This is a genomic window from Pantoea sp. BJ2 (assembly GCF_040255075.1).
GTDB classification, from domain to species: domain Bacteria; phylum Pseudomonadota; class Gammaproteobacteria; order Enterobacterales; family Enterobacteriaceae; genus Pantoea; species Pantoea leporis.
This window is the reverse complement of the sequence record NZ_CP158292.1, coordinates 1,832,524-1,857,376: the sequence shown is the minus strand read 5'-3', so window position 1 is coordinate 1,857,376 and position 24,853 is coordinate 1,832,524. Positions and strand designations below refer to the sequence as shown.

The following is a 24,853-nucleotide window of genomic DNA, read 5'->3' as shown; positions in this document are numbered from 1 at the left end:
GTAATTGAATTTTTGTTGAGGGACGATGGTCTATGCTTCGCCCCAGCCGCGTTTTATACGGACTAAGCGTCATTTGCCAGTTTTCTGTCTTATACTCTGTGCAGTACAGGATGAGAAACATGGCGTTTTTTTGCATTAAGGAGCGTTCTGATGATTAAGCGTTTTGTAGCCGTGGCATTGACCGGCTTAACTCTGGCAGGTTGTGCCAACGACAGCACCCTTTCCGGTGACGTTTACAGCGCCAGCGAAGCTAAACAAGTACAAAGTGTTTCCTATGGCACGCTGGTTTCTGTTCGTCCGGTGAAAATCCAGGGCGGCGATGAAAACAACGTGATTGGCGCAATTGGTGGTGCAGTACTGGGCGGTTTCCTCGGTAACACCATTGGCGGCGGCAGCGGTCGCAGTCTGGCAACCGCCGGCGGTGCGGTACTCGGTGGCGTAGCCGGTCAGGGCGTTCAGGGTGCGGTCAACAAATCTGACGGTGTCGAGCTGGAGATCCGCAAGGATGATGGCAACACCATCATGGTGGTGCAGAAGCAAGCTGCCACCCGCTACTCGGTTGGCCAGCGCGTCGTGATGGCGTCAAACGGCAGCCAGGTTACCGTTTCGCCACGTTAAGCGAACAGATAAAAAAAACCGACGCCTGGCGTCGGTTTTTTTATTTCTCGCGGTTATGAAACTCAAGAATGTTTTTTTCCAGCCGCGCAATCAGCGTCACCATCTGATTGATCTCCTCCAGGCTGATGCCGGAAAGGATGTCATCGCGCGTGGCATCAATCACATTCTCAACCTGCTCGATAATCGGCTCAGCCTGCTTGGTCAACTTGATGCGCTTGGCGCGACGATCGTTGGCGCAGGTCGCGCGGGTGATCAATCCTTTCTCTTCCAGCTGATCCAGCGTGCGCACCAATGAAGGCTGCTCAATGCCGATCGCTTTGGCCAGCTGAATTTGAGACTGCTCTGGCGGGAGTTGATGAATATTGTGTAGCGTCACCCAGTGTGTTTGTGTCAACTCAAGCGGTTTCAAGCGCTGATCGATTAACGCGCGCCAAATGCGCACCAGACGAGACAGATCGGTTCCCAAGGGCGTATCCATTGCATCTCCTTATAATTAGCTTGCTAGCTATTAAGCCAGATTTTACACTATTCTGCGAGTTTACCTGGCAAATTACAAATACCAGGCCTGCATATACGCTTGCCGTCTACGCGCTATTTAGATGATTCCCGGTCAAAAAGGATGATGACACGTGTCCCTAACCGCCTTTTCCCCCAGCGCCCCGCTTACCGACCTGGTGTTCGGTGCGTCGCTGTTTTTCCCGCCGCTGTTTAAAGCGGTGTTACTCGGTTTCTTTTTCTGGTTGTTGATTCACCCGCTGATACGCGGCTGGATCTACTCCGGCGATGTCTGGCATCCCACCTTGATGGACCTTTCCCTGTTTGTACTCTGCGTCGCTGGCGCATTGTGGTTACTGAGCCTCGGATAAATCACTATGAAATTCAACCCTTTTAAGTATTTTTCAACCCTGGTGATTTTTGCGCTGGCCCTGCTTGCCGGAGGGTGGATGTGGAATTACTACATGCAATCGCCATGGACGCGTGACGGCAAAGTGCGCGCCGAGCTAGTGGATATCACGCCGGAAGTGTCCGGTCGCATCATCACTCTGGAAGTGCGCGACAATCAGTTTGTGCATAAAGGCGACGTGCTGCTGAAGCTCGATCCGGTGCCGTGGCAAATTGCGCAGGCCAATGCCGAAGCCCAACTGGCTAAAGCGCAGGCCGATCTGGCCAAAGCGCAGCATGAAGCCAATCGCCGCGCCAGCCTGCCGCGCAACGTTATTTCAGCGGAAGATATGGATGCCGCCCGCTTAACCGCCAATGCCGCCGCAGCGACGGCAAAAGCGGCGCAGGCTAGCCTCGATCAGGCACGCTGGAATCTTGATCAAACCACCATTACCGCGCCCACCGATGGCTGGATCAGCAACCTGACGCTGCGCACCGGCAACTATGCCAGCGCCGGTACGCCGCTGTTTGCGCTGGTCGACAGCCACTCTTACTACGTGATGGGCTATTTCGAAGAGACCAAGCTGCGCCATATTCAGCCCGGCGCTGCCGCGCAAATTGTGTTGTACAGCAACGGCGCGCGCTTGCAGGGTTCAGTGGAAAGTATCGGACGCGCCATTTATGACCAAAGCGTCGCCAGCGATGGCGGGCTGGTGCCCGATATCAAGCCTAACGTGCCCTGGGTGCGCCTGGCGCAGCGCGTGCCGGTGCGTATTCGCTTAGACGCGTTGCCGGAAGGTGTGCCGCTGGTGGCAGGCACCACCTGCACCATCTCCATCGCCCACTGAGGTTGTGATGAATTTTCAGTGGCTGGCGTGGCAAAATCTGCCGTGGATAAAAGCAAGTGGGGGCGAGTGGCGCTACGCACTGCGTAATGGCATCGCGATGTGTCTCGCCTTGACCATCGCCTATGCGCTGCAACTCGATCAACCTTACTGGGCCATGACCTCGGCGGCGGTGGTGAGTTTTCCCACCGTCGGCGGCGCCATCAGTAAAAGTCTCGGGCGCATCGTTGGCAGTTCGCTCGGTGCCAGCGCCGCGCTGCTGATCGCCGGACACACGCTGAATGAACCCTGGCTGTTTGCCTTTTTCATGGCCGGGTGGCTGGCGTTCTGTACCTGGATCGCCAATCACTACCAAAATAACGTGGCCTACGCGTTTTCGCTGGCGGGTTATACCGCCGCCATCATCGCTTTTAGCAGCGTCAACATCACCGATGTCACTCAGCTGTGGGATATCGCCCAGGCGCGCGTGTGCGAAGTGATCTCCGGCATCCTGTGTGCCGGATTGATGATGATGATTCTGCCTAGCACCTCAGATGGCAACGCGCTGATGAGTTCACTGCGTCAGATGCACGCGCGTTTGCTGGATCATGCGGTGTTATTACTGCAGCAAAGCAGCACCGATAACGTGCGCACCGCCCATGAGAATGTCATTAGCCAGATTCTCACCATGAACCTGCTGCGCATTCAGGCGTTCTGGAGCCACTATCGCTTCCGCCGCCAGAACAACGTGCTGAACTATGTGCTGCACCAGCAGTTGCGTCTCACCAGCGTACTCTCAAGCCTGCGCCGCATGTTGCTGAACTGGCCCGATGCGCCACCCGAACTTTACGACGCCATGGCCAAACTGTTGCAGGAACTGGCGCAGCCGCAGTGCGACAAATACCGTTTGGCGCTGATTCTGCGTGGCATCACGCCATCAGCAACCGGTGATTACCGTCAACGCGCCTTCGTCCAGCGACTGCGTTATTTCTGCTGGGTGTATCTCAATGTGAATCGCTGGATTCGCCTGATTGAACGCGCCGATGCCGATACCCGTTTTCAGCCGCCGTATGCGCCCTCGCTGGCGCGCGAAAGCGACAGTGCTGAAGCCGGCTGGAGCGCGCTGCGCACCTTCAGCGTCATCATGCTGGGCTGCGCCTTTTGGATCACCACGCAATGGGATTCCGGTGCCGCCGCCCTGACGCTTACCGCCATCGCCTGCGTGCTTTACTCCTCCGCGCCCTCGCCCAGTGGCAGCGTCTCGCTGTTGTTGAAAACCTTGCTGTGGCTGTCGCTGTTTAGCTTTGTGCTGCAGTTCGGTTTGATGGTGCAAATCAGCGCGCTGTGGCAGTTTTTACTGGTGCTATTCCCGCTGCTGCTCACCTTGCAGTTGTTCAAACTGCAGCAGAAGAAACGCGCCGGGATGTGGGGGCAATTCATTGTTTTTATGGGATCCTTTATCGCCGTCACCAATCCGCCGGACTGGGATTATCAAAGCTTCCTCAATGATAATATCGCCAAGGTGTGCGGCGTAATGCTGGCGTGGCTGGCGTTTCAGGTGCTGCGTCCCAGTTCCGATGCGCGTCGCAGTCGTCGGCATATTCGTGCCCTGCGCCATGCGTTTCTCGATCAGCTTCGCCGCCATCCGCGCCTGAGTGAAAGCCACTTTGAATCGCAGATTTATCATCACATCAGTCAGCTCAGTAACAGTCGTGACGAGCAAGCGCGCGTCTGGCTGCTGCGCTGGGGCGTGGTGTTACTGAACTGTTCCCACATTGTCTGGCAGCTGCGCGAATGGCAGCCGACGTCGGCTACGCTTAGGCAAATGCGTGATAGCAGCCTGCAGGATCTGCAACGAATTATAAGTCTGCGCGGCGTGCATCACACCGCGCTGCAGGCCACGCTGGATGAGCTGGAAACCCTGATTGAGCAACTGCAGCAGCAACAGGAGAGCGAAGCCAATACGCTGGCGGGCATTTTGTGGCGCCTGCGCTGCTCACTGGCCCAGTTAGCGCAGGCGGTACCGGATTGATTACTGACAATATTGCGTGGTCTGACGATTAAAATCATCCTGCAACTGCTGCAGCGATTTCTGTCCTTCAAAGCGGGTTTTATCCTGATCGGACATCGGTTCAATCACCAGCGCCTTCTCCTCTGAAGAGTAGATAAAGCGGCGATACAAAGTGGTGCCGGTGAAACTTTTGCCCTGAATACCGCCGCACACCACTGTCATCGCATGACGATAAGTTTCGCTGTGGGTGAAGTTGGTTTCGGTGGCGCTGCGCAAGACATTTTCGCAGCCATTGGCTTCGAGCCGATGAAGGGTGTGCTGGGTCAGCCATTCACGACCACGCGCAATCTTCTCACAGCCGACGCGCAGCGGATTGGTATCAATGGTGCGTTGCAGTTGTCGACTGGCATCTAAACGCAGCTGTGTGTCGTTGGGTTGATCGCATCCCACCAGCAATAAACATAACAACATCATCCCACGCGCTTTCATTCCTGCCCCTGAAGGTTTTATTCCTGAATCAATATCATAGGATGGAAAAACCGCGGAGAGTAGCAAGAAAATGGGTCAACTTTTTTCAGCGTGAGGAAAGGGGGGCGACAAGCTGCTGCCGCCCAAAGCATTAAATTACGCCGCAGGCAAAACGCGCCCCGCCGCCGCCAAGCGGTTGCGGATGGTCGGCATGATTATCGCCGCCCACATGCACCATCAAGGCTTTACCTTTGATTTCACTCAGGGATTTGATGCGTGGCGCAACGACCGGATACGTCGCCTTGCCATCTTCTGTGACAAACAGCGCGGGTAAGTCGCCAAGGTGACCATCGGCATACGGGCCAAGATGCTTGCCGGTTTTTTGCGGATCGAGATGTCCGCCCGCCGCACCGGCCGCCACCGTTTTACCGTCCGACTCGCCCGGTTCACAGCTGCCTTTAGCATGGACGTGGAAACCATGAATGCCGGGTTTCAGGCCGCTTAACGCTGGGGTAAATTGCACACCGTATGGCGTTTCGCTAAGCGTGACGGTGCCAATCGCTGCCCCGATGCCTTGCGCCGTGGTTTCATGCAGCGTGACTTCTTCTGACGCCGCCTGCGCACCCGCGGCGCAGGCCAGAGCCAGCATAACAATGAGGGTTTTATTCATAACGTCTCCTTACGGTTAGATTCCCTCTAAGCCTGGACTGCTTTCATCCAGGCTGCCGTAATTTGACGCAGCTTTACGCTTTAGGGCACATCGTAGCCGATGGCGGCTTTACGGATGCGGAACCATTGCTGGCGATCCAGCGTCAATTGGCACGCGCCAACCGCCTCTTTTACACGTTCGATTTTACCTGATCCAATAATCGGCAGCGGACGGCTTGGCAGTTTCATCACCCATGCATACACCACCTGCTCGATATTGCTGGCGCCGATCTCCTGCTTAACCTGCTCCAGCTCATCGCGCAGCGGCTGATAATGCGGATCGTTAAACAGGCGACCGCCGCCGAGGCATGACCACGCCATCGGGCGAATGCGATTTTGCTGGCACTGGTCAAGCGAGCCATCCAGCAGCGACGTTTGTTCCAGCGGAGAGATCTCCAGTTGATTGGTGACCAGACTGAACGGCAAACGCGATTGCAGCAGCGTGAACTGCGAGGCGGTGAAGTTGGAGACGCCAAAATGGCGTACTTTGCCGCTCTGATGCAGCGCCATAAAGGCTTCGGCAATCTCATCCGCGTCCATCAACGGATCCGGGCGATGAATCAACAGCAAATCGAGGTAATCGGTATGGAAATGGCGCAGCGAATTTTCGGCGCTGTGCAGAATGTGGCTGGCTTCGGTGATGTAGTGACCAATACGGTGTTCAGGCTTCGCGCGCGTCGCAATGCCGCATTTGGTGACGATTTGCAGCTTCTCACGTAACCCTGGCGCGAGGCGCAGCGCGGCACCAAAGGCGGCTTCACATTGGTAATCGCCGTAGATGTCGGCGTGATCGACGGTGGTGATGCCCAGCGCTAAATGGTGCTCAATAAATTGCACCACTTGCTGCGGCGTCATGCCCCACTCCATTAAACGCCAGTAACCGGCGATCAGCGGTGAAAATGAGGGTCCCTGCGGTGCAATAGCCTGCGCTTGTAACATGGTTAAACTCCCTAAACACGGTTCCAGATGACGAAAGCGGGAGTATAACGGAAAGGCAAATCATCGTTTTCTTAAAACAGTTCCGGTTGTTGTGGATCATGATCTTCATCCACTTTTTGCTGCCGCTGCAGGCGCAAAAAGCGTTGCCGGCACAAGCGCAGCACATCGCGCTTTTGCGCATCGCTGAATTTCATCCAGTTAAAGCGCTCTTCCCGGCTGCGTAAACAGCCACGACAATAACCACGCGCGTCACTCTGGCAAATACCACGACACGGGCTGGGAACGGGGAAGAACTCAAGTTGCTCGGCCACATCCACTCCGCAATTAATATCTCATATCATATTGATAACAGCTTAATGACATTGTGCAAAGCGTAGACGCCCATTGTGCATAATCAAGCCATTACGCTGTCTGGTTACGCCTGTTTACCAAATAGCCAGCATTTATCGGATTTGGATGGTTTATGTTTACTCTTGGTTAAGGTTTTCCTCAGCTTGTCTTCATACGATTGTCACACGACTTCTTACCGTTGAGTTTTCATGAGATTCCCGACCACCCTGCAGTGCGGCACCAGCGGATTTAACCTTATTGCTGCGCTGTTCTTCGCACTAGTTTTAAATGCCCTGTTCTTGCTGCGTGCCTGGGAAATGATTCCATACGATCATCCCCACGATTATCTGTTCGCCGCCAGTATTCCGCTGGTGCTGGCCTCGGCTTTCTATTTTATTTTCTCACTTGCTGCCTGGCCTTATCTGCGCAAGCCGTTGCTGATTGTGCTGGTGTTCGTCAGCGCCGCCGCCAATTACTTCATGCACAGTTTTGGCACGGTGATCGACACCAATATGATGCAAAACGTCTTTGAATCTGACCCGCAGGAAGCCTCAGCGTTTTTTAGCAGCCGCTATCTACTCTGGATGTTATTGATGGGGATGGTGCCGGTGGCGCTGATTTGCGGCGTGCGTATTCGTCGTGGACCGCGCTGGTGGTGGAATCTGCTGCAACGCCTGACGTGCGCACTGGGCGCAATATTGGTGATACTGCTGATGGCGGCGCTGTTTTACAAAGATTACGCCTCGCTAATCCGCAATAATAAAAATCTGATCAAGATGATTACCCCGGCCAATATCGTCAGCGGCACCGGCCACTATGTCGATCAACGCTATCTGCAAGGTAGCCAGGCGCTGGTGAAAATCGGTGAAGATGCTCATAAAGGTCCGTTAATCTCCACAGCGACTAAAAAAACGCTGGTGGTGTTAATAGTGGGTGAAACGGCGCGCGCCGAGAACTTTTCGTTGGGTGGTTACGCGCGAGAGACCAATCCAGAATTGAAAAAACAGCAGGTAATTTACTATCCCAACGCCAGTTCCTGTGGCACAGAAACCGCCATTTCGGTGCCCTGTATGTTCTCGAATATGCCTCGCGTGCATTACGACGCCAATCTGGCGCACCACCAGGAAGGCGTACTCGACATCCTCGCCCATGCGGGCGTAAGCGTACTGTGGCGCGAAAATGATGGTGGCTGTAAAGGCGCCTGTGACCGCGTGCCGCACACCGATATGACGCAGTGGAAACTGCCGCAATATTGTCACGATGGTTTTTGCCAGGATGAGGTGTTGCTGCATCGTCTTGATAACTATGTTGCCAGCCTGCACAACGATGGCATTATCGTGCTGCATCAGATGGGCAGCCACGGCCCAGCCTATTATCAGCGTTATCCGGCTGAGTTCCGCCGTTTTACACCCACCTGCGACAGCAAGCAGATTCAGGATTGCGATCATCAGGCGCTGGTGAACACCTACGATAATTCGCTGCTGTATAGCGACGACATGCTGAGCCGCACCATCGATAAGCTTAAAGGCCTAAGCGATCGCTTCAATGTGGCGCTGGTTTATCTCTCCGATCACGGCGAATCGCTTGGCGAGCGCGGGATGTATCTGCACGGCGCGCCTTACCTGTTTGCGCCTGCGCAGCAAACACACATTCCTCTGCTAATGTGGATGTCACCGGGATACGCGGCGGCAAACCACATCAATGATGCCTGTTTACGCCAGCAAGCGGCTGACGCCAAGGTTTCGCAAGATAATCTTTTCCATACGGTTTTAGGCATGTTCAATATCCAGACGCAGCAGTATCAGCCGCAGCTGGACATGATCAGATCGTGCCAAACTGCCGCCTGAGGGTTGCGTTAGACTGACTGGTCTAATAACCTGCCCCCCATGAATAAGACTCTGCAACGCAACGATACCCGTGAACACCTGCTCGCTATTGGCGAGCAGGTTTGTTTACAGCGCGGCTTTACCGGCATGGGTTTGATCGAGATGCTGGCGCTGGCAGAAGTCACGAAAGGCTCGTTCTACCACTATTTCGGTTCGAAAGAGGCCTTTGGCGTGGCGCTGATTGAGCGCTACTTCAGCCATTTCCAGCAGCAGATTGATCAGCAGTTGAGTCTGCCCGATTTAACGCCGACCGAGCGGTTGTTAGCGCATTTCCGCTATGGCGAACGGCTGTTTATCGAGCAAGGTCATATTGTTGGCTGTCTTGGCGTAAAGTTGTCAGCCGAAGTGTGCGATCTCTCTGAGCCGATGCGCGATGCACTGCAACAGGGTGCCAACGCCATTATCGCTGCCTACACGCGCTGTTTGACTGAGGTGGCGGCTGAGCAGCCGCTGCCGTTTGGGCAAACGCCGCAGCAGCTGGCGCAGCGCTGCTACTTGCTGTGGCTCGGAGCCAGTTTGCAGAGCAAGATTTCCCGAGAGCCGGGCCCGATTAGCCTGGCACTCGACACCATCGAACAGTGGCTGATAAGTCACTGATTTTTAAAACCCCATTTACTAGACGACCGGTCTTCCTGGAGCAATCAATATGGCGAGTAAGCAGCTGTTCTCCCCACTTAAAGTGGGCGCGATTACCGTACCGAACCGCATTTTCATGGCCCCGTTGACGCGTCTGCGCAGCATTGAGCCGGGCGATATCCCTACGCCGCTGATGGCAGAATATTATCAACAGCGCGCCAGTGCCGGTTTGATCATCACCGAAGCCACCCAGATCTCTTTCCAGGCGAAAGGCTATGCCGGTGCGCCGGGTCTGCACACACAGCAGCAAATTGCCGCGTGGAAAGTGATTAACGAAGGCATTCATGCCGCCAACGGTCACAGCGCTGTACAACTGTGGCACACCGGCCGCATATCTCATAACAGCGTGCAGCCCGAAGGCAAAGCGCCGGTCGCCCCATCCCCACTAGCGGCAGGTACGCGCACGTCCCTGCGCGCCGCGGATGGTTCTGTTTATCGTGAAGACACCTCCGTGCCACGCGAGTTGTCAGTGGCTGAAATTCAGCAAATCGTAAAAGATTTTGGTCAGGCCGCCGCCAATGCGCGCGAAGCCGATTTCGACCTGCTGGAGCTGCACTCCGCGCACGGCTATCTGATGCACCAGTTCCTCGCACCAGGTTCAAACCAGCGTACCGATGAGTACGGCGGTTCGATTGAAAAGCGTGGCCGTTTCGCGCTGGAAGTGGTGGATGCGGCGATTGCCAACTGGTCTGCCGATCGTATTGGTATCCGCGTTTCACCAATCGGTGCTTTCCAGAATCTGGAAAATGGCCCGGAAGAAGAAAAAGCGGCGCTGTGGTATATCGCCGAGCTGGGTAAACGCGGCATCGCCTATCTGCACCTTTCTGAGCCAGACTGGGCGGGCGGACAGCCTTACAGCGATGCATTCCGTGAAAAAGTGCGTGCCCTGTTCCCAGGCGTGATCATCGGTGCCGGTGCTTACACCGTTGAGAAAGCCGACGATCTGATTGCGCGTGGCCTGATTGACGCCGTGGCCTTTGGTCGCGACTTTATCGCCAACCCGGATCTGGTTGCCCGTCTGCAGCAGGATGCGCCACTCAATCCGCAGCGTCCTGAGAGTTTTTACGGTGGCGGCGCGGAAGGTTATACCGATTATCCAACCCTGTAAGAAAATGGCTGCCGCGGCGGATAAGCGGCAGCGTTGTTTCATCAGTGTCTATACTAAGTTGCTTGTCATGCACTGATGACGTTTTGAAAAAAGAGGATGTTATGCGTTTACTTCACACCATGTTACGCGTTGGCGATTTACAACGTTCAATCGATTTCTACACCCGCGTGCTCGGCATGCGCGTACTGCGTCAAAGCGAAAACACCGAGTATAAGTACACCCTGGCATTCGTTGGCTACACCGAAGAGAGCGAGGGCGCGGTGATTGAGCTGACTTACAACTGGGGCGTGGATAAATACGATCTCGGCAACGCTTACGGCCATATCGCGCTGGGCGTGGACAACGTAGCTGATACCTGCGAACGCATTCGCAGCGCAGGCGGCAACGTGACGCGTGAAGCGGGCCCGGTAAAAGGCGGTTCGACTATTATTGCATTTGTTGAAGATCCAGACGGCTACAAAATCGAGCTGATTGAAAACAAACATGCCGGTCACGGCTTAGGCAACTAAGGTTGCCCGTCAGCCTGCTATTTGCAGGCTGACTTCCCTCTCCTGCTGCACCCTCCTGCGATTTTTGCCATAATGCGCGCTGCCCTATTTATTGCCATGAGATCCTGATGTCTGAATCGAACGCTTTGAACGCTCTCCACCAACGCTTTCGCGGTTTTTATCCTGTTGTGATCGACGTTGAAACCGCGGGTTTCAATGCACAAACCGATGCACTGCTGGAAATTGCAGCCACCACGCTAAAAATGGATGAAGACGGCTGGTTGCACCGCGATGAAACGCTGCACTTCCATGTGGAACCGTTTGAAGGCGCCATTCTGAATCCTGCGGCGCTGGCGTTTACCGGCATCGATCCCACCAATCCGCTGCGCGGTGCGGTAAGCGAATATGAAGCCCTGCACGCGATTTTTAAAATGGTGCGCAAAGGCACCAAAGACAGCGGCTGCAATCGCGCCATTATCGTGGCGCATAACGCCACCTTCGATCTCAACTTCGTGATGGCGGCCGCCGAGCGCGCCAGCCTGAAGCGCAATCCGTTCCACCCGTTTGCCACTTTTGATACCGCGGCACTGAGCGGTTTAGTGCTGGGGCAAACCGTGTTGGCGAAAGCCTGTAAAGCGGCGGGAATGGAGTTTGATAGCACGCAGGCGCATTCGGCGCTGTATGACACCGAGCAAACCGCGACGCTGTTCTGTGAGTTGGTGAACCGCTGGAAACGCCTGGGCGGCTGGCCGCTGGCTTTCAGTGAAGAATCCGCAGACGAGGCGTCTGCCGGGTAACCAAAGAAAAGGCCGACATGTGTCGGCCTTCTGCATTATTCCGCTTCTTTATACTTCTCAGCGGTCTCTTTCAGCAGTGGCTGAAGTTCACCGCGCTGGAACATCTCAACGATGATGTCGCAGCCGCCGACCAGTTCACCGTCGACCCACAGCTGCGGGAAGGTTGGCCAGTTAGCGTATTTTGGCATTTCAGCGCGAATATCCGGGTTCTGCAGAATGTCCACGTAAGCGAAACGCTCGCCACACGCAGAAAGCGCCTGCACGGCTTGCGCCGAAAAACCACAGCTTGGCAGCTTTGGCGAACCTTTCATGTACAGCAGAATCGGGTTTTCTGCGATCTGACGCTGAATTTTTTCAACAGTACTCATTATTGCCTTCCTTAATCTTCTACTTCGTGTTTGTTTATTGTAGCGATTTCGCTCCCGGACTGAAAACGGGATTTTGCGTTTGCACTGGCTAATCGCCATGTTTGTTAAGTTAACGCATGACAAATAACATTTTCATATCATTAATTGGCATTAATAAATTAATAATTAGCAATAATTTCGCTGTGTTAACCAGCTGAAATCGCTCATTTTTGCTACAGAATCAATCTGGTAACATATTAATAGAAAAAGGCCTTACCTTTTGTAAAAAAAGTGGATTAGAATTGCCTCGGCGCTGGTCACCTGATCAGATTTCTCTCACTTTTACGCAGTCTGCTTTGATTCAGCCTGCTTAACCTGTAACCGGATTATGCGTCTACTAATTACGCTTTTCATACTGGCTTTTGCCCAACTGTTCTTTAATGTGGCCGCTGCATCTCCGCATGCGCCCGTTAACGCCAGTTCGCTTAAAGCAGAGAAAAAGAGCGCACGTGAAGACGAGCGCCGCAAACGACGTCCGGTAAAAACCACCACCACCAAAAAATCGCGTCTGACCGCTGTTCAAAAATTCAAACTCAAAAAACAGAGCAAAACAGACGTCGCGCTGCACAAAACCACCAGCAAAAAATCCCCGCTGAAACTCTCTGCTAAGAAATACGGTCATCAACGTTTAGCGAAGAAAACGCCCGAGATCGCCGTCGATGATGAAGCGTTAGCGCTGACCGGCATCAAAATGAGTAAAGCGCACCGCCAGCGTTATCAAAAAGCGCGTGAAACGGCGATGACCAAATTAATGGGTCAACTCGGCAAACCTTATCAGTGGGGCGGCGCTTCGCCACACACTGGTTTCGATTGCAGCGGCTTGGTATGGTACGCCTATAAAGATCTGGTGAAATTCAAACTGCCACGCACCGCCAATGAGATGTATCACCTGCGTGATGCGGCACCGATTAAGCGTGAAATGCTGGAGAAAGGCGATCTGGTGTTCTTCCGCATCAACAATCGCGGTACCGCCGACCATGTGGGCGTTTATCTTGGCAATGGCAAATTCATTCAGTCGCCGCGTACCGGCAAAGATATTCAGATTAGCGCATTGGGTGAGGATTACTGGCAGAAACACTATGTGGGCGCGCGTCGTATGATGACGCCAAAAACCATTCGCTAGTTGTTGCGCAACAGACATAAAAAAGCCGGATGCTGTTCTCAGCTCCGGCTTTTTTGTTAATGCATGATCGCGGTAAAGCTGAAGGCGATAATCATCAACAGTGCGCCAACAGTGGTCATTAGCGCCAGCTTCAGGTCGGTATTCATCACAACTCCTTAGTCACACAATTATTAGGGTTAAGGCGATTTTCGCATAGCAATAGGCAAAAATCTCGTGTTATCCGCGCCAGCTTGCTAGAATCGCCGCCTTTCGTTGCGCAACAGATTTTGCGCAGGCTGTATTTACAGCGTGATGAAGTGATTTTACCTGCTTGAACATGCCGTTTTGCCCGCTTTTTTGGGCTGTAAAAGCATTAGCAGACGCAAACGTTTAACAATATACTTATCAGTAAGTTGCGATAAGCCCAGGAGCACCATTTTCATGGCAACAATTAAAGATGTCGCAAAACGCGCGGGTGTCTCAACCACCACGGTTTCGCATGTCATCAACAAAACGCGTTTCGTTGCGGAAGAGACGCGTAACGCCGTATGGGAAGCGATCAAAGAATTACACTACTCGCCGAGTGCCGTGGCGCGTAGTCTTAAAGTTAATCACACCAAAACTTTGGGTCTGCTGGCGACCTCCAGCGAAGCGCCCTACTTCGCTGAAATTATCGAAGCGGTGGAGAACCGCTGCTTCGAACGCGGCTATACGCTGATTCTCGGCAATGCGCACAACGATCTGCAAAAGCAGCGCGCTTACCTGTCGATGATGGCGCAAAAGCGCGTCGATGGTCTGCTGGTGATGTGTTCGGAATATCCAGACGATTTGCTGCAGATGCTGGAAGAGAACCGCAATATCCCCATGGTGGTAATGGATTGGGGCGCGTCACGCGGTGATTTCACCGATACCGTGCAGGACAATGCATTTCAGGGCGGCTATCTCGCCGGGCGTTATCTGATTGAACGTGGCCATCGCGATATCGGTGCCATTCCTGGCCAAATGGAGCGCAACACCGGCGGTGGACGTCATGCTGGCTTCCTGCAGGCAATGAACGAAGCGGGCATTACGGTGCGTCCCGAGTGGGTGGTTCAGGGCGACTTTGAGCCTGAATCGGGCTATCAGGCGATGCAACAGATCTTAAATCAGAAACAGCGTCCAACCGCGGTGTTCTGCGGTGGCGATATCATGGCGATGGGCGCGATTTGCGCTGCTGATGAGATGGGTTTGCGCGTACCGCAGGATATCTCGGTGATTGGCTACGATAACGTGCGCAACGCGCGCTATTTCACACCAGCGCTCACCACCGTGCACCAGCCGAAAGCTGAACTGGGCGAAAAAGCGCTGGAAATGCTGCTGGATCGCATCACCAGCAAGCGCGAAGATCCGCAAACTATCGAAGTCCAGCCAACGCTGATTGAACGCCGTTCGGTGGCGTACGGTCCGTTCCGCGACTACCGCCGCTAAGCCGACACTTCGCTGAGCCATTCGTGGTTCAGCGTTTCCGCATCCCCGAGATAAGCCAGTAACCACGCCAGCGCCGGTGACGCGCGCTGTTCTGACCAGCTAACGCAGCACGGACTGTCCGGAAACGCCTGCGGTAGCGCCAGCTCGACCAGTTTTTGGCTGTCCAGCAGTGGACGCGCCAAATGGCCAGGCACCATGCCGACGCACAATCCTGCCAGCAAACAATCCATCCCGGTTTCCCACTCTGGCACCACCAACCGCCGCTGATTATCCAGCGTCCATGTCATACGGCGCGGTAACGCACGCGAGGTATCCTCCAGCACCAGCGATGGCCACGCCCGCAAGGTTTCATCATCCAGCTCCTTGCTGTTAACCAGCGGATGATCAGGGCTCACCACACAACGCCAGTTCAGCGCGCCCATATCCTGAAAGGCAAAACGTCCGCCCACCGGAATGGCCTGGGTTGCGCCAATCGCCACATCCACCCGACCATCAGCCAACGCATCCCACACGCCGTTGAACACTTCGTAGCTGATAATCAGCTCCATATCGGGAAAATGGCGATAGAAGTCCTTCACTAACTGTCGCGTGCGCTGCGGTTTTACAATGCAGTCAACCGCGATGCTCAACTCGCCGCGCCAGCCATTTGCCAGTTGCTGACACTGTCGGCGAGTGGCCAGCATTTTTTTGATAACAGATCGGCCTTCCCGCACAAAATGCTCGCCCGCCGCTGTCATCACCACTTCCCGATGCTGGCGCTCAAACAGCGGCACCGCCAGCCAGGTTTCCAGCTGGCGCACAGTATAACTGACGGCAGAGGGCACGCGATGCAGTTCCTGCGCTGCCGCGCTAAAACTGCCGGTGCGCGCTACTGCATCCACCACTTCAAGCGCATATTCTGACCACATAAATTTGCCTTCAAAAATTTTAACAGCACCATGCAAATATTAGCGTTTCACAAAGCGCGCCGCATCCTTTTACACTCCCCGGCGTTCACCCTGCCCAAAAGAGAATCAACATGTTGTCGTCTAAAGCATTTATGCCTTATCTCGCCGTGCTCAGCATGCTCGGCTTTCTTGCCACGGATATGTATTTGCCCGCCTTTGGCGATATGCAGCGTGATTTTGCTAGCGCACCCGGCACCATCAGCGCCAGCCTGAGTCTGTTTCTCGGCGGTTTTGCCTGTGCCCAGGTATTTTGGGGACCGCTATCAGATCGTTATGGACGTAAGCCGATTTTGCTGGCGGGCCTTGCCATCTTCGCCCTCGGTTGTCTGGGAATGCTGTGGGTGACCGATGTCCGCCTGATGCTGGCGCTGCGTTTTATGCAGGCGATTGGCGTGTGTGCGGCTGCCGTAAGCTGGCAGGCGCTGGTGGTGGATCACTATCCAAAAGCGAAAGCCAATAAAGTGTTTGCAACGATTATGCCGCTGGTTGCGCTGTCGCCGGCGCTGGCACCGCTGCTCGGCGCCTGGCTGATCGGCCACTTCCACTGGCGCAGCATCTTTATCACGCTGACGCTGGTTGCCGTAGTGTTGCTGATCGGTACGCTGCAATTAACCTCGCCTAAGCGCGAGAAAGTTGCCTCAGGCAAACAACCCGGCTGGTTGACTTTGCTGGGTACCCGCGTATACAGCGGTAACGTCTTAATCTATTCGGCATGTTCGGCGAGCTTTTTCGCGTGGCTGACGGGCTCACCTTTCATTCTCGCCGCAGCTGGCCTGACGCCGGGTGATATTGGCCTGAGCTATATTCCGCAGACCATTGCGTTTCTGATTGGCGGCTTTGGCTGCCGCACGCTGTTAAATCGTTATCAGGGCGCGCAACTGCTGCCGTGGTTGCTGGTGCTGTACAGTCTGAGCATCCTAAGTCTGTTTGTCATCGCCCTGATGCCTTCAGCGCCGCTGTTTGTGCTGCTGATGCCCTTCTGCGGCATGGCGCTGGCCAATGGCGCGATCTATCCGATTGTGGTGGCCAGCGCATTAGCGCCCTTCCCGCACGCCACCGGTAAAGCGGCAGGATTACAGAATTTATTGCAGTTAGGATTGTGCTTTGTCGCCAGCCTGCTGGTCTCCGCCGGCCTTGAGCAGGCGCTGTTCAACACCACATTAGTGATGGTGGCCACCGTGGTACTGGCGTGGGTGGGCTTTGTCTGCCAGCGATCGGCAAACGCACAAAGTGATATTGCCCACACTTCCCGTCCCTGCGAAGATAATCTCTAAGCCAACGCTTTTCGTTAGCAAACTAACGATAACCCGTTGAATATTGACCCACGTGAGCATATACTCAGTGGGTCAATAATTCTGTATTAAATCAATAATATAAATGTAATACCTTTAGCGACTCTGTCGCGGGATGGCGTCTGCACGATACTCCAGTGCGGCGTCCAACTTTTCTATTCAAATTCATGCCTCTGTAAAACGTCGGATTTCTGGCGCACGGATTTTCCGTGAGTTCTCTCACAGGTCTTGGGAAATTGGCTATTCTTTTTCTCAGGTTCAGATCGGAAGGTGATGGAGAAGCTATGAGTTCATCTGTTATAGAAGAAGTGAGCCTTGAAGAAAACCACTGGTTTCGGATCGTCAATGAACTGCTAGAGCGTGCTGATATTGCAGTTAATGGCACTCGTCCCTGGGATATTCAGGTAAAGCATCCAGATTTTTTTAAACGCGTGCTCGAGGAAGGATCGCTCGGATTAGGTGAAAGTTACATGGATGGTTGGTGGGAGTGCGAACAGCTTGATATGTTCTTCCATCGCGTTTTAAAACACCATCTGGATAAACAATTACCGCGGCATTTTAAAGATACGTTGCGCATCGCCGCCGCGCGTCTTACTAATTTGCAATCGAAAAAACGCGCCTGGATTGTGGGTAAAGAGCATTACGACCTGGGTAATGATCTATTCTCACTGATGCTTGACCCTTATATGCAATATTCCTGCGGCTACTGGAAAGATGCTGATACGTTGGAAAACGCGCAGCAGGCCAAACTGGATATGATTTGCCGCAAGTTACAACTTGAACCGGGCATGACGCTGTTGGATATCGGTTGTGGCTGGGGCGGACTGGCGGAATATGCCGCTCGCCATTATGGCGTTACGGTGCATGGCGTCACTATTTCTGCTGAACAACAAAAACTGGCACAACAACGCTGTGAAGGACTGGATGTCACAATATTATTGCAGGACTATCGCGATCTGAATAATCAATATGATCGCATTGTTTCTGTCGGAATGTTTGAACATGTCGGGCCGAAAAACTATGCCACTTATTTTGATGTTGCTGACCGCAATCTCAAACCAGACGGCATATTTTTACTGCACACCATTGGTGCCCTCACAACGGATATGAATGTCGATCCGTGGATTGATAAATATATCTTCCCGAACGGTTGTCTGCCGTCGGTCCGTCAAATCGCTGATGCCAGTGAGCCACATTTCGTCATGGAAGATTGGCATAACTTTGGCGCAGATTACGATACGACGTTAATGGCCTGGTATGAACGTTTTCAGGCGGCGTGGCCGCAGCTGGCTGAGAAATATGGCGAACGTTTTAAACGAATGTTCGACTATTATCTCAACGCCTGCGCCGGTGCGTTTCGTGCCCGTGATATTCAGCTGTGGCAGGTGGTATTCAGTCGTGGCAAGGATGGCGGATTACGCGTAGCGCGTTAATGAGCTTGCAGAAATAAATCAAGGCGCCGCAGGGCGCCTTTTTTAGCGCCATTATTCTGCGCTGGCAATCTGCGCCAGTGCAGCGGCTTCACGCTGCGCTAATACGCGTTCAACGGTTTCCACAATGGCCTGCGTATGAGGATCAATCTCAATATTGACCTTCTGACCAAACTTCTTCGCGCCTAACGTGGTGCGCTCGAGGGTTTCCGGAATCAGATGCACACAGAACTTGCTTTTGGTAACGTCGCCAACGGTCAAACTAATTCCGTCGATACCCACAAAACCTTTATGCAGAATATATTTGATCTGCGTGGCGTCCTGTAATTTAAACCAGATTTCGCGGTTGTTTTCTGACTGGATGATTTTGCAGATTTCCGCCGTGGTCATAATATGGCCAGACATTAAATGGCCGCCAATTTCATCACTGAACTTCGCTGCACGCTCAATATTCACCACATCCCCGACCTGTAATTCACCCAGGTTGGTAATGCGCAATGTTTCTTTAATCAGATCGAAGCTAACCCGATCGCCATTAATCTCAGTCACAGTCAGGCAGCAGCCGTTGTGGGCTACCGATGCGCCCAGCGCCAGTCCCGGTAACAGCTCATCCGGTAAGCGCACAATATGGGTACGAAACAGATCTTTCTCTTCAATGCCGACAATTTCTGCCGTGCCTTGCACAATTCCAGTAAACATAATCTTAGCCTCTGCAAAGTTTGCGTCAGTTTATCACAGCTTGTCGGCGGCAGCTTAATTTGGCGGAGTTCAAACTTTACACAAATTGCTAAACAAAATGCGATCAACGTTTGGCGGAAGCCAGCGCTGCCGCTACACTGTGCGCGCATTCTTTGGGGATTTCGCCCCGCTCTCTTCATTAATTAAGCAGGTGTAACGTGCAGAAGTATTTTACCGAAGCGCGTCAATTGCTGGCCCTCGCGATCCCGGTCATCCTTGCTCAGGTGGCCCAGACTGCGATGGGATTTGTAGATACTGTTATGGCCGGTGCGGTAAGCGCCACGGATATGGCCGCCGTCGCTGTCGGCACCTCTATCTGGCTTCCCGCCATTCTGTTTGGTCATGGTCTTCTACTGGCTTTGACGCCTACCGTTGCGCAACTCAACGGTTCAGGACGACGCGAACGTATCGCGGAACAAGTACGCCAGGGATACTGGATGGCAATCGGTGTTGCACTCCTGATTATGGTGGTGCTGTGGAACGCTGGTTATCTGATTAACACCATGCATGATATCGATCCTGAATTGGCTGCCAAAGCTGAAGGATACCTGCATGCCTTGCTGTGGGGCGCACCGGGTTACCTGCTGTTCCAGGTGATGCGCAACCAATGCGAAGGTTTGTCGAAAACCAAACCGGCGATGCTGCTCGGCTTCCTCGGCCTGATGGTGAATATTCCGCTCAACTATGTGTTCATTTACGGCCATTTTGGTATGCCGGCCTTAGGCGGCGTCGGCTGCGGCGTGGCGACGGCATCGGTCTATTGGGTGATGTTCCTGGTGATGCGCTTCTGGGTGAAACGCATGGCAAGCATGCGCGACATCCGTATGAAAACGCGCTGGTCTGCACCGTCACGTGCGATTTTGTCACGCCTGTTCACGCTGGGTTTGCCGGTGGCATTGGCGCTGTTCTTTGAGGTGACGCTGTTTGCCGTGGTGGCGCTGTTGGTATCACCGCTCGGTATCGTGAAAGTGGCCGGACACCAGATTGCACTCAACTTCAGTTCGCTGATGTTCGTGTTGCCGCTGTCGCTCGGCGTCGCCACTACCATTCGCGTTGGCTATCGGCTGGGACAAGGTTCGGCCGAACAGGCGCGCGTTGCTGCGTGGACCGGGCAAGGCGTCGGCATCAGCATGGCGGCCATCACCGCGCTGTTTACCGTGATTTTCCGTCACGATATCGCTGGCCTGTACACGGCAAATCCAGAAGTCATTACCCTTGCGGCACAGCTCATGTTGCTGGCGGCGATTTATCAGTTCTCAGATTCAATTCAGGTGATTGGCAGCGGTATCTTGCGCGGTTATAAAGACACGCGCTCGATCTTCTTCATTACTTTTATCGCCTATTGGGTGCTGGGTTTGCCGGTGGGTTATGTACTGGCGATGACGGATTGGGTCTTGCCGAAGTTGGGTCCCGCCGGTTTCTGGTGTGGCTTTATTATCGGCCTGACCTCCGCAGCGGTGATGATGATTTGGCGCATCCGTCGTTTGCAGCGCCTGCCTGCGCAGGTCATCCTGGCGCGCGCTGCGCGCTAAGTGGCTGGTAACGGCGAAAAAAACGACGCATAGCACAGTTGCTGGTCAGTCGTAGGGGAAAAACACTTTTTCCCCTTGCCAGCATCACGGCCTGCCGTTAATATTCGTCCCCGCTGTCGCCCTGACAGCGTGTTGCGCTCTTAGCTCAGTTGGTTAGAGCACCACCTTGACATGGTGGGGGTCGATGGTTCGAGTCCATTAGAGCGCACCAAGTGCGTCCGTAGCTCAGTTGGTTAGAGCACCACCTTGACATGGTGGGGGTCGGTGGTTCGAGTCCACTCGGACGCACCAATTTTGTGAATTTCCTCAATGCGCTCTTAGCTCAGTTGGTTAGAGCACCACCTTGACATGGTGGGGGTCGATGGTTCGAGTCCATTAGAGCGCACCACTCTGGTTTTATCTCCTTGCGCAACACCTTTTTCTTGATCTGCATCGTCTATATCGCGCCGCTTTTATATTGGTTTTCGCATACTTAGCGACTATACTATGCCGCGTTGTTCCACCTGAAAGGTTTCAGCGCTAACGTGCCTATGCAAACAACTCCAATGATTTGCGCAACACTGATCACTCAGTTCCCTCGCGTACTGCATAACTTCTCTGCACGCTTTGCTTTCGTCTCCTATTCTTATTTCTGTGAAATCCGATCCAACACCATAAATATTCTCACTTCGGTGCCGTGCGCATCGAATCCCGACCTTTATCATCCATCACAACTTATAGAAAACCTGACATGAAAAAGACCAAAATCGTTTGTACTATCGGTCCAAAAACCGAATCTGAAGAGATGCTGACCCAACTGCTGGAAGCGGGCATGAACGTGATGCGCCTTAACTTCTCGCACGGGGATTACGCTGAACATGGCCAACGCATTACCAACATGCGTGCCGTTATGGAAAAAACCGGTCGTCAGGCCGCTATTCTGCTGGACACCAAAGGTCCGGAAATTCGTACCATGAAATTGGAAGGCGGCAACGATGTGTCGTTGAAAGCCGGCCAGACCTTCACCTTCACCACCGATCAGTCAGTCATTGGTAACAGCGAACGTGTTGCCGTGACCTACGCCGGCTTCACTGAAGATCTGAAAATTGGTAACACCGTTCTGGTCGACGATGGTTTGATCGGTATGCAGGTCACTGAAGTGACTGAGAATTCAGTAATCTGTAATGTCCTGAACAATGGCGATCTGGGTGAGAACAAGGGCGTTAACCTGCCAGGTGTCTCCATTCAGCTGCCTGCATTGGCGGAAAAAGATAAGCGCGACCTGATCTTTGGTTGCGAGCAGAACGTTGATTTCGTCGCCGCTTCGTTTATCCGTAAGCGTTCTGACGTGCTGGAAATCCGTGAGCACCTGAAAGCGCATGGCGGCGAGCATATCCAGATCATCTCGAAAATCGAGAACCAGGAAGGCCTGAACAACTTCGATGAGATCCTCGAAGCCTCAGACGGCATCATGGTTGCTCGTGGCGACCTCGGCGTTGAGATCCCGGTTGAGGAAGTGATCTTCGCGCAGAAGATGATGATTAAGAAATGTAATAAAGCACGCAAAGTGGTCATCACCGCGACGCAGATGCTGGATTCCATGATCAAGAACCCACGCCCTACCCGCGCGGAAGCCGGCGACGTGGCGAACGCCATCCTCGATGGTACCGATGCGGTCATGCTGTCTGGTGAGAGTGCTAAAGGTCGTTATCCACTGGAGTCGGTCACCATCATGGCGACCATCTGTGAGCGTACCGATCGCGTGATGAAATCGCGCATTGACTCGCTGCAGGACTCACGCAAGCTGCGCATCACCGAAGCGGTATGCCGCGGTGCCGTTGAGACTGCAGAGAAGCTGGAAGCACCACTGATTGTTGTAGCCACCGAAGGTGGTAAATCTGCTAAAGCTATCCGTAAGTATTTCCCGGATGCCACCATTCTGGCGCTCACCACCAACGAAACCACCGCTCGTCAGCTGATTCTGAGCAAAGGTATCGAAACTCATCTGGTGAGAGAAATTGCCTCAACTGATGATTTCTACCGCATTGGTAAAGAAATGGCGCTGGAAAGCGGATATGCGCAGAAAGGCGATGTGGTGGTAATGGTTTCAGGTGCATTAGTACCAAGCGGAACGACAAACACCGCGTCTGTACATGTAATCTGATTAGCAACTGAATTTTTATTTAAAAGCGCCTTTTAAAGGCGCTTTTTTTATTGCAGAGGTAATACAAAAGCCAGAAATTTCCAATCGAAATTAACTATTCAAAATCTCGTATGATTAAGGTTAGTCCGATTAAATCTCTCTGTTTTAGCTAATTATTTTCATCATCTTCTGTTAAATGCTGTTTCTTTGAGCGAACGATCAAATTTAAGCATGTTCTCATCAAAAATTTATTCTCAACTCAAAAAGCTTTGTGTAATACTTGTAACGCTACATGGAGATTAACTCAATCTAGAGGGTATAAAGAATGAATCGCACTAAACTGGTACTGGGCGCTGTAATCCTGGCTTCAACTATGCTGGCTGGTTGCTCAAGCAACGCTAAAATCGACCAACTGTCTTCAGACGTTCAGACTCTGAACGCTAAAGTTGATCAGCTGAGCAACGACGTGAACGCAATCCGTTCTGACGTTCAAGCTGCTAAAGATGACGCAGCTCGTGCTAACCAGCGTCTGGACAACCAGGCTCACTCTTACCGTAAGTAAGAGTTCTGGTTTGAAAAATGGTGCCCATGTGGCACCATTTTTTTTGTCCTGATTCTGCGATGCTCTGGTCCGAATTCAGGGCTGCGCTACAGCTTCACCACGCTGCTCCGTTGGTACTGCGCTTTCATCTGTCACCGGCTCACCGCTGCTCACTAATACTGGCATCCCGGAACGTCGGGCTATCGCTTCCTTGATCAACGCCGTATCACTCTTCTCGCTCTTTGAGAAGGCTTTCAGCTGCGCTGACTGCGCAATCGGCATGGTTTGCGGATCGTCCTTATCATTACGTGATAACGGCTGATGCACTTCAACGTAGCGCTTACCGTCGGGCTCAATCGCATATTTGATGGGCTGATTGATCACCTGCACCCGCGTCCCTTTAGGCACGCTGTTGAACAGCGCTTCAATATCATCCGGTCGCAAGCGAATACAGCCGGAACTTACGCGCATGCCAATACCAAAGTCAGCATTGGTGCCGTGAATCAGATACTGACCGGTCCCACGCGCCAGACGCATCGCAAACAGCCCCATTGGGTTATCTGGCCCGGCTGGCACAACGCCCGGCAAGGTAATGCCCTCTTTGGCGTAGCGCTTGCGGATATTGGTGGTTGGCGTCCAGGTAGGATTCGGGATTTTCTGGCTGATGCTGGTGACCATGGTTGGCGTCATAGCGCCTAACTGACCGATCCCGATCGGATAGACGACCACACGATCTTCACCTTTCGGATAATAGTAAAGTCGCAGTTCCGCGAGGTTAATCACGATACCTTCCCGTGGTGCATCGGGTAGCAGCATCTGCAGTGGCACGGTTAATTGTGTGCCAGCCTTGGGGAGCCAGGGATCAACGCCTGGATTAGCTTCAAGCATGCCGAGCATGCCTATCTTATAACGTGCGGCAATGCTCTCCAGCGGCCGCTTGTCATCCGGCACGGTGGTCAGGGTGTTTTCGCCAATCAAACGGCTATTATCGGCTGGTAGGGGATATTCCGTAGCAAATGCAGGTGCAGAGAGTCCGCAACAGGACAACAGCAATGCACCGGCTAAACGTAAGGCTGGTTTCATGCAATTTTCTCTTTGTCGGATAGAACAGACCCCGGTCAAGCCGGGGTCTGGAGAGTGTAACTTAGCTGAGGGTCTGAGCGTTATGCCGGATCGCGCGAATCATCGCTTCCAGCCCCTGCGAACGCGAGGGAGTGAGATGTGAGGTCAGCGCCAATTCGCCGAACCAGTGGCGCACATCGAGATCGAGAATCTCTGACGCCTTAAGCCCTTGATACAGACTAAATACCACTGCAATCAACCCTTTAACGATGGCGGCATCGCTGTCGCCTTCGAGGGCGATGGTGCCATCGGCCTGCGGGGTCATGCGTATCCACACCTGGCTCTGACAACCTGAAATCACGTGTTCCGGCTGCTGTAAGCTTTCGGAGGATTCTGGTAATTTCCCACCGAGTTCAATGATGTAGAGGTATTTCTCTTCCCAGTTTGCGCAACGATTGAAGTTACGAACCAGTCTCTCTTTATCTGGCAAATTCGCCATGAATCACTCCTGAAGTCTG

27 protein-coding genes and 3 tRNA genes are annotated in these 24,853 nt (G+C 53.4%); 19 read left to right on the top strand and 11 right to left on the bottom strand.

What is annotated here, in order from left to right; all coding sequences use genetic code 11:
- Window positions 1–150: 150 nt before the first annotated feature.
- Window positions 151–618, top strand: coding sequence for an outer membrane lipoprotein SlyB (slyB, locus tag AAF463_RS08595; RefSeq protein WP_008110282.1), 468 nt, complete (start codon window positions 151–153; stop codon window positions 616–618).
- Window positions 619–658: 40 nt separating this feature from the next.
- Here the strand turns inward: slyB and slyA are convergent, their stop codons facing one another.
- Entirely contained in the window at window positions 659–1,096 is a 438-nt protein-coding gene (gene slyA / locus AAF463_RS08590) for a transcriptional regulator SlyA (protein ID WP_007892783.1), read from the bottom strand.
- 151 nt (window positions 1,097–1,247) lie between these two features.
- Between slyA and AAF463_RS08585 the strand changes: the two genes are divergently transcribed.
- The 3 genes from AAF463_RS08585 to AAF463_RS08575 are packed head-to-tail and all read left to right on the top strand — an operon-like array spanning window position 1,248 to window position 4,356.
- Window positions 1,248–1,484, top strand: a complete 237-nt coding sequence (locus AAF463_RS08585; protein ID WP_008110284.1) for a DUF1656 domain-containing protein — start codon at window positions 1,248–1,250, stop codon at window positions 1,482–1,484.
- 6 nt (window positions 1,485–1,490) lie between these two features.
- The gene (locus AAF463_RS08580) at window positions 1,491–2,348 is read left to right on the top strand and encodes an HlyD family secretion protein (RefSeq protein ID WP_350261859.1); all 858 of its coding nucleotides are present in this window, start codon (window positions 1,491–1,493) and stop codon (window positions 2,346–2,348) included.
- A 7-nt stretch (window positions 2,349–2,355) separates the two neighbouring features.
- Window positions 2,356–4,356, top strand: coding sequence for an FUSC family protein (locus tag AAF463_RS08575; protein ID WP_350261858.1), 2,001 nt, complete (start codon window positions 2,356–2,358; stop codon window positions 4,354–4,356).
- Here AAF463_RS08575 and AAF463_RS08570 read toward each other — a convergent pair whose 3' ends face one another.
- The 4 genes from AAF463_RS08570 to AAF463_RS08555 form a co-directional block, all read right to left on the bottom strand.
- On the bottom strand, window positions 4,357–4,824 hold the full coding sequence (locus AAF463_RS08570) for a hypothetical protein (protein WP_101764541.1): 468 nt from the start codon (window positions 4,822–4,824) through the stop codon (window positions 4,357–4,359).
- A gap of 130 nt (window positions 4,825–4,954) precedes the next feature.
- Entirely contained in the window at window positions 4,955–5,473 is a 519-nt protein-coding gene (gene sodC, locus AAF463_RS08565) for a superoxide dismutase [Cu-Zn] SodC (protein ID WP_350261857.1), read from the bottom strand.
- Window positions 5,474–5,553: 80 nt separating this feature from the next.
- Window positions 5,554–6,450, bottom strand: coding sequence for an aldo/keto reductase family oxidoreductase (locus AAF463_RS08560; protein WP_222233539.1), 897 nt, complete (start codon window positions 6,448–6,450; stop codon window positions 5,554–5,556).
- 71 nt (window positions 6,451–6,521) lie between these two features.
- Window positions 6,522–6,761 (bottom strand): DUF1289 domain-containing protein, encoded by a 240-nt coding sequence (locus tag AAF463_RS08555; RefSeq protein WP_008110296.1) that lies wholly within the window; start codon window positions 6,759–6,761, stop codon window positions 6,522–6,524.
- A gap of 228 nt (window positions 6,762–6,989) precedes the next feature.
- On the opposite strand from AAF463_RS08555, the gene eptA reads away from it, so the two are divergent.
- The 5 genes from eptA to rnt all read left to right on the top strand — a co-directional run bounded on the left by eptA (window position 6,990) and on the right by rnt (window position 11,695).
- The gene (gene eptA, locus AAF463_RS08550; RefSeq protein WP_350261856.1) at window positions 6,990–8,627 is read left to right on the top strand and encodes a phosphoethanolamine transferase EptA; all 1,638 of its coding nucleotides are present in this window, start codon (window positions 6,990–6,992) and stop codon (window positions 8,625–8,627) included.
- A 39-nt stretch (window positions 8,628–8,666) separates the two neighbouring features.
- Window positions 8,667–9,263 (top strand): TetR/AcrR family transcriptional regulator, encoded by a 597-nt coding sequence (locus AAF463_RS08545; protein WP_101764545.1) that lies wholly within the window; start codon window positions 8,667–8,669, stop codon window positions 9,261–9,263.
- 49 nt (window positions 9,264–9,312) lie between these two features.
- Window positions 9,313–10,410 (top strand): alkene reductase, encoded by a 1,098-nt coding sequence (locus AAF463_RS08540; protein ID WP_350261855.1) that lies wholly within the window; start codon window positions 9,313–9,315, stop codon window positions 10,408–10,410.
- Between the two features lie 101 nt (window positions 10,411–10,511).
- Window positions 10,512–10,919: a lactoylglutathione lyase gene (gene gloA / locus AAF463_RS08535; protein ID WP_007892766.1), complete on the top strand. Its 408-nt coding sequence runs from the start codon at window positions 10,512–10,514 to the stop codon at window positions 10,917–10,919.
- Window positions 10,920–11,026: 107 nt separating this feature from the next.
- On the top strand, window positions 11,027–11,695 hold the full coding sequence (rnt, locus tag AAF463_RS08530) for a ribonuclease T (RefSeq protein ID WP_110866034.1): 669 nt from the start codon (window positions 11,027–11,029) through the stop codon (window positions 11,693–11,695).
- 35 nt (window positions 11,696–11,730) lie between these two features.
- Here the strand turns inward: rnt and AAF463_RS08525 are convergent, their stop codons facing one another.
- Window positions 11,731–12,066, bottom strand: a complete 336-nt coding sequence (locus tag AAF463_RS08525; RefSeq protein ID WP_175501675.1) for a Grx4 family monothiol glutaredoxin — start codon at window positions 12,064–12,066, stop codon at window positions 11,731–11,733.
- 364 nt (window positions 12,067–12,430) lie between these two features.
- On the opposite strand from AAF463_RS08525, the gene AAF463_RS08520 reads away from it, so the two are divergent.
- On the top strand, window positions 12,431–13,225 hold the full coding sequence (locus tag AAF463_RS08520) for a C40 family peptidase (RefSeq protein ID WP_350261854.1): 795 nt from the start codon (window positions 12,431–12,433) through the stop codon (window positions 13,223–13,225).
- A 56-nt stretch (window positions 13,226–13,281) separates the two neighbouring features.
- Here AAF463_RS08520 and AAF463_RS08515 read toward each other — a convergent pair whose 3' ends face one another.
- A complete protein-coding gene (locus tag AAF463_RS08515; RefSeq protein ID WP_007892756.1) occupies window positions 13,282–13,371 on the bottom strand; it encodes a YnhF family membrane protein in 90 nt (29 codons plus the stop codon).
- Window positions 13,372–13,645: 274 nt separating this feature from the next.
- Here AAF463_RS08515 and purR point away from each other — a divergent pair, with 274 nt between their 5' ends.
- Complete coding sequence (gene purR / locus AAF463_RS08510) at window positions 13,646–14,671, top strand: HTH-type transcriptional repressor PurR (protein ID WP_008110309.1); 1,026 nt, start codon at window positions 13,646–13,648, stop codon at window positions 14,669–14,671.
- On the opposite strand, the gene punR is transcribed toward purR, so the two are convergent.
- Complete coding sequence (punR, locus tag AAF463_RS08505) at window positions 14,668–15,579, bottom strand: DNA-binding transcriptional activator PunR (protein ID WP_101764625.1); 912 nt, start codon at window positions 15,577–15,579, stop codon at window positions 14,668–14,670. The two genes, purR and punR, sit on opposite strands and share 4 nt — an antisense overlap.
- Window positions 15,580–15,689: 110 nt before the next feature.
- Here punR and punC point away from each other — a divergent pair, with 110 nt between their 5' ends.
- Both punC and cfa read left to right on the top strand, forming a co-directional pair.
- Complete coding sequence (gene punC / locus AAF463_RS08500; protein WP_350261853.1) at window positions 15,690–16,892, top strand: purine nucleoside transporter PunC; 1,203 nt, start codon at window positions 15,690–15,692, stop codon at window positions 16,890–16,892.
- Between the two features lie 302 nt (window positions 16,893–17,194).
- Window positions 17,195–18,343: a cyclopropane fatty acyl phospholipid synthase gene (gene cfa, locus AAF463_RS08495; RefSeq protein ID WP_110866031.1), complete on the top strand. Its 1,149-nt coding sequence runs from the start codon at window positions 17,195–17,197 to the stop codon at window positions 18,341–18,343.
- A gap of 51 nt (window positions 18,344–18,394) precedes the next feature.
- On the opposite strand, the gene AAF463_RS08490 is transcribed toward cfa, so the two are convergent.
- A complete protein-coding gene (locus AAF463_RS08490; protein ID WP_110866030.1) occupies window positions 18,395–19,039 on the bottom strand; it encodes a riboflavin synthase subunit alpha in 645 nt (214 codons plus the stop codon).
- A gap of 197 nt (window positions 19,040–19,236) precedes the next feature.
- Here AAF463_RS08490 and AAF463_RS08485 point away from each other — a divergent pair, with 197 nt between their 5' ends.
- The 6 genes from AAF463_RS08485 to AAF463_RS08460 all read left to right on the top strand — a co-directional run bounded on the left by AAF463_RS08485 (window position 19,237) and on the right by AAF463_RS08460 (window position 23,294).
- Window positions 19,237–20,610 (top strand): MATE family efflux transporter, encoded by a 1,374-nt coding sequence (locus tag AAF463_RS08485; RefSeq protein ID WP_222233545.1) that lies wholly within the window; start codon window positions 19,237–19,239, stop codon window positions 20,608–20,610.
- Window positions 20,611–20,744: 134 nt separating this feature from the next.
- Window positions 20,745–20,821 (top strand) — tRNA-Val (locus AAF463_RS08480).
- A 3-nt stretch (window positions 20,822–20,824) separates the two neighbouring features.
- Window positions 20,825–20,901, top strand: a tRNA-Val gene (locus AAF463_RS08475).
- Between the two features lie 20 nt (window positions 20,902–20,921).
- A tRNA-Val gene (locus AAF463_RS08470) sits at window positions 20,922–20,998 on the top strand.
- A 342-nt stretch (window positions 20,999–21,340) separates the two neighbouring features.
- Window positions 21,341–22,753 (top strand): pyruvate kinase PykF, encoded by a 1,413-nt coding sequence (pykF, locus tag AAF463_RS08465; RefSeq protein ID WP_110866028.1) that lies wholly within the window; start codon window positions 21,341–21,343, stop codon window positions 22,751–22,753.
- Between the two features lie 304 nt (window positions 22,754–23,057).
- The gene (locus AAF463_RS08460) at window positions 23,058–23,294 is read left to right on the top strand and encodes a major outer membrane lipoprotein (protein ID WP_007892735.1); all 237 of its coding nucleotides are present in this window, start codon (window positions 23,058–23,060) and stop codon (window positions 23,292–23,294) included.
- 75 nt (window positions 23,295–23,369) lie between these two features.
- Here AAF463_RS08460 and AAF463_RS08455 read toward each other — a convergent pair whose 3' ends face one another.
- On the bottom strand, window positions 23,370–24,356 hold the full coding sequence (locus tag AAF463_RS08455) for a L,D-transpeptidase family protein (protein ID WP_137385673.1): 987 nt from the start codon (window positions 24,354–24,356) through the stop codon (window positions 23,370–23,372).
- A gap of 61 nt (window positions 24,357–24,417) precedes the next feature.
- Window positions 24,418–24,834, bottom strand: coding sequence for a cysteine desulfuration protein SufE (gene sufE / locus AAF463_RS08450; protein WP_101764556.1), 417 nt, complete (start codon window positions 24,832–24,834; stop codon window positions 24,418–24,420).
- Window positions 24,835–24,853 lie beyond the last annotated feature (19 nt).

Excerpts from the sequence above, each read along its gene's own strand:
- slyB (WP_008110282.1), top strand. The coding sequence starts at position 151 with ATGATTAAGCGTTTTGTAGCCGTGGCATTGACCGGCTTAACTCTGGCA.
- slyA (WP_007892783.1), bottom strand. The coding sequence starts at position 1,096 with ATGGATACGCCCTTGGGAACCGATCTGTCTCGTCTGGTGCGCATTTGG.
- AAF463_RS08580 (WP_350261859.1), top strand. The coding sequence starts at position 1,491 with ATGAAATTCAACCCTTTTAAGTATTTTTCAACCCTGGTGATTTTTGCG.
- AAF463_RS08575 (WP_350261858.1), top strand. The coding sequence starts at position 2,356 with ATGAATTTTCAGTGGCTGGCGTGGCAAAATCTGCCGTGGATAAAAGCA.
- AAF463_RS08570 (WP_101764541.1), bottom strand. The coding sequence starts at position 4,824 with ATGAAAGCGCGTGGGATGATGTTGTTATGTTTATTGCTGGTGGGATGC.
- sodC (WP_350261857.1), bottom strand. The coding sequence starts at position 5,473 with ATGAATAAAACCCTCATTGTTATGCTGGCTCTGGCCTGCGCCGCGGGT.
- AAF463_RS08560 (WP_222233539.1), bottom strand. The coding sequence starts at position 6,450 with ATGTTACAAGCGCAGGCTATTGCACCGCAGGGACCCTCATTTTCACCG.
- eptA (WP_350261856.1), top strand. The coding sequence starts at position 6,990 with ATGAGATTCCCGACCACCCTGCAGTGCGGCACCAGCGGATTTAACCTT.
- AAF463_RS08545 (WP_101764545.1), top strand. The coding sequence starts at position 8,667 with ATGAATAAGACTCTGCAACGCAACGATACCCGTGAACACCTGCTCGCT.
- AAF463_RS08540 (WP_350261855.1), top strand. The coding sequence starts at position 9,313 with ATGGCGAGTAAGCAGCTGTTCTCCCCACTTAAAGTGGGCGCGATTACC.
- gloA (WP_007892766.1), top strand. The coding sequence starts at position 10,512 with ATGCGTTTACTTCACACCATGTTACGCGTTGGCGATTTACAACGTTCA.
- rnt (WP_110866034.1), top strand. The coding sequence starts at position 11,027 with ATGTCTGAATCGAACGCTTTGAACGCTCTCCACCAACGCTTTCGCGGT.
- AAF463_RS08520 (WP_350261854.1), top strand. The coding sequence starts at position 12,431 with ATGCGTCTACTAATTACGCTTTTCATACTGGCTTTTGCCCAACTGTTC.
- AAF463_RS08515 (WP_007892756.1), bottom strand. The coding sequence starts at position 13,371 with ATGAATACCGACCTGAAGCTGGCGCTAATGACCACTGTTGGCGCACTG.
- purR (WP_008110309.1), top strand. The coding sequence starts at position 13,646 with ATGGCAACAATTAAAGATGTCGCAAAACGCGCGGGTGTCTCAACCACC.
- punR (WP_101764625.1), bottom strand. The coding sequence starts at position 15,579 with ATGTGGTCAGAATATGCGCTTGAAGTGGTGGATGCAGTAGCGCGCACC.
- punC (WP_350261853.1), top strand. The coding sequence starts at position 15,690 with ATGTTGTCGTCTAAAGCATTTATGCCTTATCTCGCCGTGCTCAGCATG.
- cfa (WP_110866031.1), top strand. The coding sequence starts at position 17,195 with ATGAGTTCATCTGTTATAGAAGAAGTGAGCCTTGAAGAAAACCACTGG.
- AAF463_RS08490 (WP_110866030.1), bottom strand. The coding sequence starts at position 19,039 with ATGTTTACTGGAATTGTGCAAGGCACGGCAGAAATTGTCGGCATTGAA.
- pykF (WP_110866028.1), top strand. The coding sequence starts at position 21,341 with ATGAAAAAGACCAAAATCGTTTGTACTATCGGTCCAAAAACCGAATCT.
- AAF463_RS08460 (WP_007892735.1), top strand. The coding sequence starts at position 23,058 with ATGAATCGCACTAAACTGGTACTGGGCGCTGTAATCCTGGCTTCAACT.
- AAF463_RS08455 (WP_137385673.1), bottom strand. The coding sequence starts at position 24,356 with ATGAAACCAGCCTTACGTTTAGCCGGTGCATTGCTGTTGTCCTGTTGC.
- sufE (WP_101764556.1), bottom strand. The coding sequence starts at position 24,834 with ATGGCGAATTTGCCAGATAAAGAGAGACTGGTTCGTAACTTCAATCGT.